The sequence below is a fragment of the Novosphingobium sp. SG751A genome (assembly GCF_013149295.1).
Classification (GTDB): Bacteria; Pseudomonadota; Alphaproteobacteria; order Sphingomonadales; family Sphingomonadaceae; genus Novosphingobium.
In genome coordinates, this window is sequence record NZ_JABGCB010000029.1 from 26020 (window position 1) to 38219 (window position 12200).

At 62.0% G+C, this 12200-nt stretch carries 10 protein-coding genes and 2 pseudogenes; 3 read left to right on the plus strand and 9 right to left on the minus strand.

Features of this window, described 5'->3' with window-relative positions; translation table 11 throughout:
• Positions 1-9: 9 nt before the first annotated feature.
• The 6 genes from FHW96_RS23965 to FHW96_RS23990 are packed head-to-tail and all read right to left on the minus strand — an operon-like array spanning position 10 to position 6191.
• The gene (locus FHW96_RS23965; protein WP_172343088.1) at positions 10-813 is read right to left on the minus strand and encodes an oxidoreductase; all 804 of its coding nucleotides are present in this window, start codon (positions 811-813) and stop codon (positions 10-12) included.
• Positions 814-822: 9 nt separating this feature from the next.
• Positions 823-1191 (minus strand): helix-turn-helix domain-containing protein, encoded by a 369-nt coding sequence (locus FHW96_RS23970; RefSeq protein WP_172343089.1) that lies wholly within the window; start codon positions 1189-1191, stop codon positions 823-825.
• On the minus strand, positions 1178-1339 hold the full coding sequence (locus tag FHW96_RS23975) for a hypothetical protein (protein ID WP_172343090.1): 162 nt from the start codon (positions 1337-1339) through the stop codon (positions 1178-1180). The genes FHW96_RS23970 and FHW96_RS23975 overlap by 14 nt, the downstream gene beginning before the upstream one ends.
• Positions 1336-4434 (minus strand): efflux RND transporter permease subunit, encoded by a 3099-nt coding sequence (locus FHW96_RS23980; protein WP_172343091.1) that lies wholly within the window; start codon positions 4432-4434, stop codon positions 1336-1338. Before FHW96_RS23980 ends, FHW96_RS23975 begins: the two co-directional genes overlap by 4 nt.
• Entirely contained in the window at positions 4431-5534 is a 1104-nt protein-coding gene (locus FHW96_RS23985) for an efflux RND transporter periplasmic adaptor subunit (RefSeq protein ID WP_172343092.1), read from the minus strand. The genes FHW96_RS23980 and FHW96_RS23985 overlap by 4 nt, the downstream gene beginning before the upstream one ends.
• A gap of 42 nt (positions 5535-5576) precedes the next feature.
• Complete coding sequence (locus FHW96_RS23990) at positions 5577-6191, minus strand: TetR/AcrR family transcriptional regulator (RefSeq protein WP_172343093.1); 615 nt, start codon at positions 6189-6191, stop codon at positions 5577-5579.
• 91 nt (positions 6192-6282) lie between these two features.
• Between FHW96_RS23990 and FHW96_RS23995 the strand changes: the two genes are divergently transcribed.
• A complete protein-coding gene (locus FHW96_RS23995) occupies positions 6283-7737 on the plus strand; it encodes an efflux transporter outer membrane subunit (protein WP_172343094.1) in 1455 nt (484 codons plus the stop codon).
• A 2-nt stretch (positions 7738-7739) separates the two neighbouring features.
• Positions 7740-8183 (plus strand): PaaI family thioesterase, encoded by a 444-nt coding sequence (locus FHW96_RS24000; protein WP_216651044.1) that lies wholly within the window; start codon positions 7740-7742, stop codon positions 8181-8183.
• 751 nt (positions 8184-8934) lie between these two features.
• Here the strand turns inward: FHW96_RS24000 and FHW96_RS24005 are convergent.
• From FHW96_RS24005 to FHW96_RS26855, 3 genes and pseudogenes are all read right to left on the minus strand, one after another.
• Positions 8935-9822, minus strand: a pseudogene (locus FHW96_RS24005) (IS3 family transposase); the annotation flags it as partial.
• Positions 9823-9824: 2 nt separating this feature from the next.
• Positions 9825-11192, minus strand: coding sequence for an IS110 family transposase (locus FHW96_RS24010; RefSeq protein ID WP_253951217.1), 1368 nt, complete (start codon positions 11190-11192; stop codon positions 9825-9827).
• 131 nt (positions 11193-11323) lie between these two features.
• Positions 11324-11680 carry a transposase gene (locus FHW96_RS26855; protein WP_216651045.1) on the minus strand — a complete coding sequence of 119 codons (357 nt, stop codon included), beginning with the start codon at positions 11678-11680 and terminating at the stop codon, positions 11324-11326.
• Between the two features lie 33 nt (positions 11681-11713).
• Here FHW96_RS26855 and FHW96_RS24020 point away from each other — a divergent pair.
• A pseudogene (locus FHW96_RS24020) lies at positions 11714-12022 on the plus strand (integrase core domain-containing protein); the annotation flags it as partial.
• Between the last annotated feature and the right edge of the window lie 178 nt (positions 12023-12200).

Here is a 12200-nt window from a genome sequence, read left to right on the forward strand (position 1 = left end):
AACCGCTTGTTATGACTTGAGTCCGAAGGTCGACCTGATGCCCTTGTCCACCGCCCCGGCCGGAGCGAAGCGCCTGAGGAAAGAGAGAAGTCGGGCACTGGGATTGGCAGGGTGCCGCATACGATAGCCGCCCCTGATCGCGGAAATGATCTTGCTTGCAACCCGTGATGGCGCCTCGCCCGCGGCCACCTGCTTCTGCAAGGCTTCAAGCGTCTGCGAGAGAGCCTCTCCATAAGCTGGAATGCTGGCCCGCGTCTGGGGGGCGTTGGCGTCCAGTCTGGTATTGGTGAAATTGGGCTGGACCAGCATAACGCGCACGCCGAAACCGCGCACCTCGTGATCGAGCGATTCCGACAGTCCCTCCAGCGCATGTTTGCTGCTGGCGTAAAGGCCCATGAAGGGCGCGGGAAGGAAGCCGAGCACCGAACTGATGTTGAGGATCAGACCCGATTGCTGTTGGCGCATGGCAGGCAGCACGGCCCGCATCACCCGCAAAACACCAAACAGGTTTGTGTCGAACAAGGCCTGCGCTTCGGCATCGCTGCTCGCCTCAACCGGGCCAATAAGCGATACACCGGCATTGTTGATGACAATGTCGATGCGACCGGCCTGTTCGAGCACGAGATCGACGGCCCGGCGGACCTGTTCATCCTGGCGCACATCCAGTTCGAGCAATTCTACCCCAGCGATAGGAGCAACCGCGAACGGGGTGCGTGCACCCCCAAAGACGCGGTATCCGGCTTGAGCCAGTGCCGCGGCGGTCGCCTCGCCGATGCCCGAAGACACCCCTGTGATCAAAACGGTATTTTGCATGATGATCTCCTATTCCCGGCTGATTGACGGGAATTTTATGCCGGGCGGAGTGCGATTGGGCGCATCTGCGCGACTATGGGTTTGCAGTAGGGAGGCCCATCGCTCTATCGCCGACAGGACCGGGCGGACGCCTTCGCCAAGGGTGGTCAGAGCGTAAACCTGACGATCAGCGGGAGGCGGCAGGCTAGCCCGGCCAATGATTCCCGCCTCTTCAAGAGAGCGAAGCCGCAAGGCGAGAATGTTGGCGGATATGGCAGGGATGGCGGCCTTGATCCCGGAAAAGCGGGTCGGACCTTTCGCCAGGACGCGCAAAACCTGAATGCTCCACTTGGCCGAAAGAATGGCCTGCACGGCAGCGAGGGCTTCATCCGTTGTCATGGCGAACCTCAAGCCTTTGTATTCGCGCCTCCAGACAGACGATCCGACGCTGTTGCTCGGCAATCGGATCAATTTCGGAATAGTCGAGTGCTTTGAGAAAGCGTTCGAATGCGCTCAGTCCTCTACGGAGCAAACCGACAAGTTTCATGTTACGGTCTCCGAACGGTTGGCCGCCGGCGGCAGAATCCGGAACCAGAGCGCATAGAGCGCGGGCAGGAAGAGCAGCGTCAGCACCGTTCCGCCCAGCGTGCCGCCGATCAGCGTGATGGCCATCGAGCCCCAGAACACCGAACTGATGAGCGGCACAAAGGCCAGCACCGCCGCCAGCGCGGTCAGAATCACCGGGCGCGAGCGCTGAACGGTTGCCTCGACCACCGAGTCATAGGGGCTCATGCCCGCGTTCTGATTGTCACGGATCTGGCCGATCAGGATCAGCGTGTTGCGCATCAAAATGCCCGCCAAAGCGATCAGCCCAAGGATCGCGTTGAAACCAAACGGCGTGCCGGTGATGAGCAAGGTCGGCACCACCCCGATCACCCCCAGCGGCGCGGTCAGCAGCACGATCCACATAGCCGACAGGCTGCGCACCTGAAGGATGATGACGATCATCATCAACACGATCATGATCGGGAAGATCGGCGCCAGCGCGGCATTGGCCTTGGCCGCCTCCTCAATCGAACCGGCCATGTCGATGCGATACCCGGCGGGCAGGCTCTTGATGATCGGCTGCAGCTTGGCCAACATGGCGGTGGAAACATCGGGAGGCTGCAGCCCGTCGGCAATGTCGCCGCGCACGGTGATGGTGGGCACGCGGTCGCGCCGTTGCAGGATCGGGTCCTCCATGCGCACTTCCAGCTTGCCGATCTGGCTGACGGACACCCGTTCGCCATGGGCGCCGGTCAGCGTATAGTCACCGATACGGGCCGGATCGAGCCTTTCGCCGCCCGCCGAACGGGCGACGACATCGACCGTGCGGATATCCTCGCGCGCCTGACTGACGGTCACGCCGGTCAGCAGGAATTGCAACTGGTTAGCGACATCGCCAGAAGAGAGGCCAAGCGCCTGCAAGCGGTCCTGATCCAGCACGAAATGCAGCGCGGGGACGCGGTCGCCCCAATCGGCGTTGACCGTGCGCATCATCGGATCGGATTGCATCACGGCCTGCACCTGCGCGGCAATGGCGCGCACCGTGGCAAGGTCCGGCCCGTTGACGCGAAAGGCAACGGGGAAAGGCGAAGGCGGGCCAAAGACCAATTGCGTCGCCCGCACCCGCGCGGCAGGGGCCAGACCATTGGCAGCCGCCTGCCTCAGGCGCAGTTTGAGAGCATCGCGGTCGGCCTCCTTGCCCGTGCGCACGATGATCTTGGCGAAGGAAGGATCGGGCAATTCGGGCGAGAGCGGGACATAGAAACGCGGCGCGCCTTGGCCCACATAGGTGGTGACGATGCGCGATTCCGGTTGCTTGCGCAGCCATGTTTCCACCTGCCGCGCGGCCTCGCTCGTCTGGGCGATGGCGGAGCCCTTGGGCATCTGCACCTCGACCAGCAGTTCGGGCCGGTCAGAGGTGGGGAAGAACTGCTTCTTCACCGGCCCCATGCCCACACCTGCGATCAGGAACGCCCCAAAGGTCGCGCCCGCCACCAGCTTCTTGCGCCGCACCGCCCATGCGATGATGCCGCGCACCTGCTGATAGCGCGGCGTTTGATAGATGGCGGTGTGCCCGCCCTCCACCGGCTTGATCACGGGCAGCAGTTTCACCCCCATATAGGGCGTGAAGATCACCGCCACGAACCATGAGGCGATCAGCGCAAAACCGACCACCCAGAAGATATTGCCCGCATATTCGCCCGCCGTAGATTTGGCAAAACCCACCGGCATCAGGCCGATCACCGTGACCAGCGTGCCCGCCAGCATGGGCGCGGCCGTATGGCTCCACGCATAGGCCGAGGCGCGGATGCGGTCATAGCCTTCCTCCATTTTGACCACCATCATCTCGATGGCAATGATCGCATCATCGACCAGCAGGCCTAGCGCCAGGATCAGCGCGCCCAGCGTGATGCGGTCAAAGGCGCGGTCCGTGGCCCACATGACCATCAGCACCACCGCCAGCGTCAAAGGCACGGCGGCCGCCACCACGATCCCCACGCGCCAGCCAAGGCTGATAAGGCTGACGATCATGACGATGATCAGCGCCTCCATGAAGGTGTGCATGAACTGATCGACGGCATCGCGGATGTTGACCGATTGGTCGGTCACGTTGCTCAACGTCATGCCCAAGGGTAATTGCTGCCGAATCTTGTCGGTCTCGGCCGCCAGCGCCTTTCCCAGATCGAGCCCGTTCCAGCCCTCGCGCATCACAACGCTCAGCATCAGCGCGGGTTCGCCCTCGCTGCGGATCAGGAAAGTGGCGGGGTCCTCATAGCCGCGCTCGACCTTGGCAATGTCGGATAGGCGCAAGGTGCGGTCATTGGCGATGATGGGCAGGTCGCGAATTTTGGAGAGGTCATCAAAGGCGCCATCCAGACGGACGAAGACCTGCTGCGCCTTGCTTTCGATCGAACCGGCAGGCGTCATCAGGTTCTGCTTGGCCAGCGCGTCAAAGATCGCGCGCGGGGAAACGCCCAGCGTGGCAAGCCGCTCCTGCGCGAATTCGACATAGATGCGTTCGGGCCGCTCGCCCAAAATCTTGACCTTGTCGACGCCGGGCACATGCAGCAATTGCTGACGCAGCCTTTCGGCCTCGCGCGCCAGATCGCGCTGCGGCACGCCTTTGGCCTTGAGCGCATAGAGCCCGAAGCTGACATCGCCGAACTCATCGTCAACAAAGGGACCGACCACGCCTTGCGGCAATTTGCGCGTCTCGTCCGAGATCTTCTTGCGCGCCTGATAGAACTGCTCCGGCACATCCTTGGGCGGCGTCTGATCGCGCAAAGTCAGCGTAGTGAAGGCGAGGCCGGGCCGGGTAAAAGTCTCGCTGCGGTCATACCAGCGCAATTCCTGCAGGCGCTTTTCCAGCGGTTCAGCCACCTGATCCTGCATCTCCTGCGCTGTCGCACCCGGCCATGCGGTCACCACCGTCATCACCTTGATCGTAAAGCCCGGATCTTCGGCCCGGCCCAGTTTGAGGAAGGCAAACACCCCGGCCAGAATAATCGCGATCAGAAAGAACAGCGTCACCGATTTTTCGCGCACGGCCAGCGCGGACAGGTTAAACCCGCCCTTGGTTTCCGACCCGCCGCTCATTTCGCTGACACCCGGACCGTCTGGCCCTCATGCAGCATATGCGCGCCCATAGCGACAATGCGCTCGCCCGGCCTCAACCCGGCGTCAATGGTCGCGGTTTCCTCGGCCAGCGCGGCAATATGGACGGGGCGCCAATGGACCGACGGAACCGTACCATCGCCCAGCACCCAGACCCCCGCCCCTTTGCCCACATCGCGGATCGCGCCCAGCGGAACCTGCGCCGCCCCAACGTAGCCCGCCTGCGCCAGAGAGATCGTGACGGTGGCCCCCAACGGCGCCTGTGCAGGCGCACCTTTGAGAACATAGCGCGCCTCAAACGTGCGCGTGGCGGGATTGGCCGCGTCGGAAAGCTGGCGCAGCGTGGCCGAGCCTTGGGCGCCGTCATAGATGCGCGCCTTGGCCTGTGATCCGATCGCGGGGCGCACGGTTTCGGGCAACTGCACCAGCGCCTCACGCGGGCCGGAGCGGGCCAGGCGCAGGACGATCTGGCCCGCGCTCACCACCTGCCCCGGCTCGGCCAGAGTTTCGACCACCGTGCCATCGGCATCGGCCACCAGCAGGCTGTAGCCCGCCGCATTATGCGCGACCCGCGCCTGCGCCTCTGCGGCGGCCAGTTGAGCGCGGGCGGCATCGGCTGCGGCCTTGGCCTGATCATAGGCTGAGGCAGACACTGCCCCCGCAGCGATCAAATCGCGCAGGCGCCGCTCATCCGCCGCGGTTTGCAACGCGCGGGCGCGAGCGCCCTGCACCGTCTCCTGCGAGGCACGGGTGGCCAGCGCCAGATCGGTGGGGTCGATCCGCATCAGGGGCTGGCCCCGCCGCACGGCCTGCCCGGCCTGCACCAGCCGCTCGGTGATCTTGCCCCCGACGCGAAAGCCCAGATCGCTTTGCACGCGAGCCGCGATGATGCCGGTGAATTCATGCGCGGCATCGCCCGCCGCCACCGGCGAGATCACCCGTACCAGCGGCGGCTGGGCGCGCGGATCAGGGTCGGCGCCGTGGCAGGCCGAAAGTGCAAACGCGGGCAGAGCCAGCAAGGCGAGAGCAGATTTGCGATACCGATTCGTCACGCACAATTCCTCCAACGAGAGAGGGATCATGTGCGTTCATGTGACCATAATGTCAAGTAGTCACATTCCGTATCACGGAGCCAGGCTCCGCAGGATCAGGCCGCATACCTCGGTCTGGGCATCAGGCAGCAGGTCCAGATTGCGCTCCAGATGCAGCGGATCGATAAAGGGCATCATCGCGTAGAAAATCGCGCGGCAGGTCTCGTCCAGCGGGGTTTTTCGCTCAAACTCGCCGCTTTCGCGCCCTTCCCTGACGATCTCGATCAGCATCGCTTTGAGCGTTGCCTTATAGGTTTTGGCCGAGTTCCAGTGCTCGGCCGCCGAAAGCGCCGCGATCTCGTAAATCTTGCGGTCATGGAAGAAAAGCTGCAGACTTAGCGTTGTTAAACTCTTAAACATGCGCCTGAATTTTTCCGTCGCACTACCCCCTTCGTCAATCGCGGCGCGGGCCTCAGACACCAGCTGATCCAGCCTGTCGGTGCAGATAGCCTCGCCGATGGCCTGCTTCGATTCAAAGAAGCGATAGATATAAGCCTTGGAAAAGCCGATCTCCTTGGCAAGGTCGGAAACCGTCGTCTTGCCATAGCCATAGCGGGCAAAACATTCATGGGCCGCCGCGATGATCTGGTCGCGCACGGTGTGTTCGGCCGGGCCGCGCGGGGTGGTATCGGTGGGTGCATTGGTCATGGCGCAACCATAGTCCCAGCCCCACGCATTGACAACGTATAACCAAACAATATATTGGTCACACATCATCCTTTAGCGCTGCGAGGAAAATATGCGGCCTTTGACCTTGATCCTGCCTGCCCTTGGCGCCCCTCTGCTGCTGGCGGGTTGCTCCGTCGGCCCCCGCTATGACCGGCCCGTTTCCATGCTTGCCCCTACCTTTCACGGCGAGGCCGCCTTGGCCGCGCGCCATGGTTCGGCCCAGAGCGCCGATCTGGCCGACTGGTGGCGCTCGTTCAACGATCCGTTGCTGACCAGCCTTGTCGAACGCGGGCTGGGGCAAAATCTCGACCTGCAACAGGCAGCTGCCCGCGTGTTTCAGGCCCGCGCCGTGCTCAAGAACGCCAATGCCGCCTTGCTCCCTTCCGCGCAGGTCAGCGGACAGGCGGGGGAAACCTATCAATCGCTGCAAACGCCCATCGGCCGGATCGGCAGCGCCTTTCCGGGGTTCCAACGCTCCAGCGAAACCTATGAGGTTGATCTGGGCGCAAGCTGGGAAATTGACCTGTTCGGTGGCCGTGATGCCGCGCGCGATGCCGCGCGGGCCGATTGGCAGGCCAGCGAAGCGGGCGCGGTGGCGGTGCGCCTGTCGGTCGCGGCGCAGATTGCCGACACTTATGTCACGATCCGGATGCTTCAGGCGCGGCTCGATGTCGCCCGCGCCCAGCTTGATACACAGCAGCGCCTCGTTGATCTAGTCGCCCTGCAATATCGCAAGGGCGTCACGGCTGAATTGCAGTTGCGGCAGGCCGAAGGCGCGCTGGCACAGGTGCGCGCTTCGATCCCCGCGCTTGGCAATCAACTGGATATGGCGATGAATGCGCTTGATGTGCTTATCGGTGTTCAGCCCGGCTCGACCCGCGCCGAATTAACGGCGCAGGCCCCAATCCCTGCCCCACCCGCGGTGGCCACGGCGGGCGGCCCCGCCGCGATGCTGCGCCGCCGCCCCGACATTATCGCGGCGGAAAGAACGCTGGCCGCCTCCAACGCGCGGATCGGGGTCGCGGTGGCCGAATATTACCCGAAATTCTCGCTCAGTGGGCTGGTGGGCAGCGCCACCACCACCACGGGTGGGCTGTTCACCGGCGGCGCGACACAGGCCAATGGTGTGATGGGCCTGCGCTGGCGCCTATTCGACTTTAGCCGGGTGGATGCCGAAATCCGCGCGGCCAAGGGGCGCAACACCGAGGCGCTCGCCGCCTATCGCCTTGCCGTGCTGCGGGCGTCTCAGGATGTCGAGGACGCTTTCTCGACACTGGTGCAGCAGGAGGCGCGCGCAGCCTCGCTCCACGATGGCGAAGCCTCGCTGACGCGCGCGCGCGATGCCTCGATGGCGGCCTACAAGGGCGGGATGGTCAGCCTGATCGAGGTGCTCGATGCCGACCGGCACCTGCTGGAAACCAGCGATGGCGCGCTTCAGGCGCGCGCGGCGGCAACGCGCGGCGCCATCGCCTCGTTCCGCGCGCTGGGCGGCGGATGGAACCCGCCCGCCACACCGGAGACATAACCATGACCACATCACCCAACGGCCTTGAACAGGTGCAGGCCCTGCTGGCGGCGGGAAAGCAGCCGCCGCTGGGCGAGAAACTCGGCATCGCGCTGGTTGAGGCCGATCAAGGCCATTGCGTCTTTGAGGCCACGCCCGACGGCAGCGCCTACAATCCGATGGGCACCGTGCATGGCGGCTTTATCGCGACGATGCTCGACAGCGCCTGCGGCATTGCCGCCCACACGGCGCTGCGGCCCGGCTATGCCTATACCACGCTGGAGCTGAAAGTGTCCTATCTGCGCCCGCTCCATGCCGACAGCGGGACGGTGAGGGCCACAGGCCGCCTGCTCTCGATGGGGCGGCGCGCTGGTTTTGCCGAGGCCACGCTCCACAATGCCGAAGGGCAATTATGCGCAACCGCAACGTCCACGTTGCTGGTTTTCGAGCAGCGGCCGTTGCGTTGATGGATGTTTCCTCAGGCATTACTTATCGATAGTTACGCCAGCTAGGACCATTAAAGGTAAAATCAACTGTATATCTTTTAATTCAGATAAAACGTCGCGCCTGAGCATACCTCCTTGCTGCCCATACGCATGTCGCCGTTCTGGGGTGGCTTGCCGGTCTTGGAGACGAGAACCAGTCCGACCTCTGAAACACCCACCCTCAAGTCCCAAATTGTTGCCCTTTCAGACCCCACACAATCCCGGCCGTTCCGGACTGCGAGCAAAGGCAGCTGGCTGCCTTTGCTCGCGTATAGAAGACGGTCAGAACCGTCCACAACCATGGTCATTACCGGCCCCTCGTCATACCGATGCGAATCGACTACGGCCCGAACACGGCTTTTCCAAATCTACTGCTCAGATGGCCGGCCACCGACCCGACGTAGTTTCGTTGTCGCCATGCGGTCGGGTTATGATAGGCACCCACCGCCTTCCAGTAATCGCCCGTCGATCGCAGGGCCGCCAGAAACACCCAGCGCGCCGCCTCGGCATTGAAGCATGGGCCGAAGCGCAACCAATGGCGAACATGGGCTTCAGGGCGTCCGATCAGCGTGGCGATACGAGCCGCCTACCAGGTGTTGATCTGCAATGAACCAAGGTCATACGAGCCATTGCTGTTGGCAATCTCCGCGCTAATCCAGCCGGCCTCCTGATCGCGCAGTCCCCAGAGGGTCTTTTTGGACTTGTAACGGATTTGTGCCGGTCACCTATCTCACTATGCCACCTTGGCTTCGAATGCGAGGGGGCTGATGCCGCCCAGATATGAGTGGCGCCTACGAGGATTTTAGAAGCCGTTGATGTACTGGAATATGGCGGTTTCTGCCTGGCGCCTGGTCGGCCAAGTTTGGCGCCAGAGCAGTTCGGCCTTCAGGCTTTTGAAAAAGGTTTCAATTGCGGCGTTGTCATAGCAGTTGCCTTTGCCCGACATCGAGGGCCGCAAACCATGGGCCTGCAGCTTTTTCTGGAAGTCGTAGGAGCAGTATTGGCTACCGCGGTCAGAATGGAAAATGCAGCCCTTGGGTGGCTGGCGCAGGTTGATGGCCATTTCCAGCGCCCTGATTGCCAAGTCCTTCTTCATCCGGTCGCTGACAGGCCAACCAACTACGCGCCGGCTGAACAGATCGATCACGACTGCTAGATAGAGCCAGCCTTCCGTCGTCCAGATATAGCTGATGTCACCAGCCCACTTCTGATTAGGGGCAGCGGCCAAAAAGTCCCCGTCCAGCAGGTTGGGAGCAACTCCAAGGTGGTGTTGGCTATCCATGGTGACCTTGTGGCGGCGAGTGCGGATGGGTCGTATCCCATTGATCTTCATCAGCCGCCCCACACGACGCTCGCCTACATCGAGACCTACCTCCTTGAGCTCCATCGTCATCCGGGGGCGGCCGTAGGTGCCGCGGCTCAAGGTATATTGCTCGCGGATGTGCGCCAGTACCTTCAGATCGGTACGGTCGCGCCGGCAGGTGGGGCGCGACGCCCAGGCCCGATAGCCACGCGTAGACACCTGCAAGACGCGGCATAGCCTCTCAACCGGCCAGCGATCGCGATGCTCATGAGCGAGCGCAAATCTCACGATTTTTGGCTCGCGAAGAACTGCGTGGCTTCCTAAGAAACACTCATGTCAGGCTCCTGTGGCATCTCCAGAAGGCTGAAGCCAAAGGCCTTGGCGCGGCGTTGCAGATTGCCGATCACTCGACTGCGATACTGCTCCTCATAGCGTGAGGCGCCCGGGTCATGATAGGCCATGCCGTATCGCAAGCTGTTGTAAAACAACACCGCGATCTTGCGGGCGGTGGCGGTCACAGCCTTGGCTTTGCCCGCTCTGGCCGAAAGCCGCCGATAGAATGCCCCCAATGCGGTGTCGCTGCGGCCAATGGTGGTTGCGGCCAGGCGCAGGAGCGCGGCTGCCCGGCTTGATGACCGCCGCGTCTTCGATGACAGCAGCTTACCGCAGGATATCTTGTTGCCTGGCGCCAGACACAACCATGATGTAAAATGCTTCGAGCTGGGCCATCCCGCGAGATCGGTGCCGCACTCGCCGACCAGTTTGAGTGCCAACGATGGGCCGATGCCGTGGATCTGCGTCAGGTCCACACCCAGCACGCGATAAAGCGCCGTGCGGACCTCGAAGTCAGGTGTGTTAACCTGCTTGGTTTTTGTTCTGACTTTGGGAAGGCAGGAAACGTCATGACCTTTGCCGCCTTCAAGCGCCCTGAGCGCCGTCTCCAATTTTCGATCACATTCGAGGATTTTGGTTTGATAGAAGTCATACAGAGCCAGAGACTGGCATAGCGCAAAGATGTGCTCATCCCGCCAGTTCCCTGACAAGGCCGCACAAATTTTCTCGGCAGATGCATGGCACCGGCTGTCGCGCATTTCCGCCAGCGTACTTGGCGTACGTTCCCCAGCCGCAATGGCTCTGATGATCCGCATGCCCGTGACGCCGGTGATGTCGGAGACGACGTGATGAAGTTGCACGTTCATCTCCATCAACGCCTTTTGCATGTGCTGGATATGGGAGGCGCAATATTCGATTAGCCGCTCACGCTGCCGCAAATAGGCGCGGAGCGTTGCCACCCCCGCTTCGGGGCGGAAGCTGCCGCGCAGAAGGCCATAGCTGTGAAGCCGTTGCAGCCATGACGCATCGTTCACATCGGTTTTGCGCCCCGGCACATTCTTGGCATATCGCGCGTTGACCAAGATCACGTGAAAGCCATGCGCCTCAAGCACTTCATAGGCCGGTATCCAGTAGACGCCGGTAGATTCCATCGCCACGCTTGTAACCCTGCAAGCCTTGAACCAGCGGGCCATGTCGTGCAGGTCCCCGGTGAACGTGCCGAATGCCCTTACCGGATTTTCGTCGGCATCCGGACTTACGGCCGCCATGTGCATGGTCGAGCCAATGTCGATCGCTGCGGCGCCGGGGTTGACCATGGCCAACGCATCCATCTTGGCAGATTTTGTGACAGTCATTCCACTTCCTCCTTCAAAACAGGAGGGTATGGGCTATGCAAACCGTCATCTTCCTAACCGGGGTCGCCGCTTCGCGACGCCACCACTCTCAAGTGCGCAACTGCCCACGGGCCACGTTTTTTAACGGGGTATCACACCACCAATAAGCTATCGGCCGCGACCCTCCGGTTGCCACCATAACACAACCCGTTTCTACCGCGCACAGGCGGGCCAAACCCGCGACCGTTTTTTAGAATGTCCCTCTCCTCCTTGAGGATACGGTTCCCCAGGCGAAGCCGCTCATTCTCTCGGGCCAGATCGGCCTGGGGTTCGATCACCACATCTGATGGCCGGTACTGGGCAATCCACTTATGCAGGGTCGATTTGCCAATCCCCATGTCCGCCGCAACCCGTTCACGCGGTAGGTCACTGGTCAGCGCAATCCGCACAGTCTCGCGCTTAAAATCTCGGTATGCTTCTTCATCTCGCTGGTCTCCTGATCCGAGCATAAAACTCTCAGGTGACCGGCACAAATCCGTTACAAGTCCAACCAGTATGTATCCATTCGCTACACTGAGCGTCTAGCAGAGGCCGGGATCGAACCATCGGTGGGCAGCGTCGGCGACAGTTATGACAATGCCTTGGCCGAGACGATCAACGGTCTCTACAAAGCCGAGGTCATTCACAGGCGGGGGCCTTGGCGCTCATTTGAAGCCGTTCAATTCGCTACGCTTGAGTGGGTGGAATGGTTCAACAACCGCCGCCTGCTGGAACCCATCGGCAATATTCCGCCCGCTGAAGCCGAAGCGCGATATTATGCCATGCTGGACGAGCAGCCTATGACCGCATAACTTAAACCAAATAGCCTCCGGCAAACGTGGGGCGGTTCAGCTGCGCGAGTGCACCTCAAAACAAGCGCCACTCCCGCGCCAGCGGGTCGTCTAATCGCCCCACAGTCAATGCCTTATTCTCCGGGTTCAGTTTCGTGTGCTGGGTACATGGTCGTCTACGCGGTCGATACTTCGATCG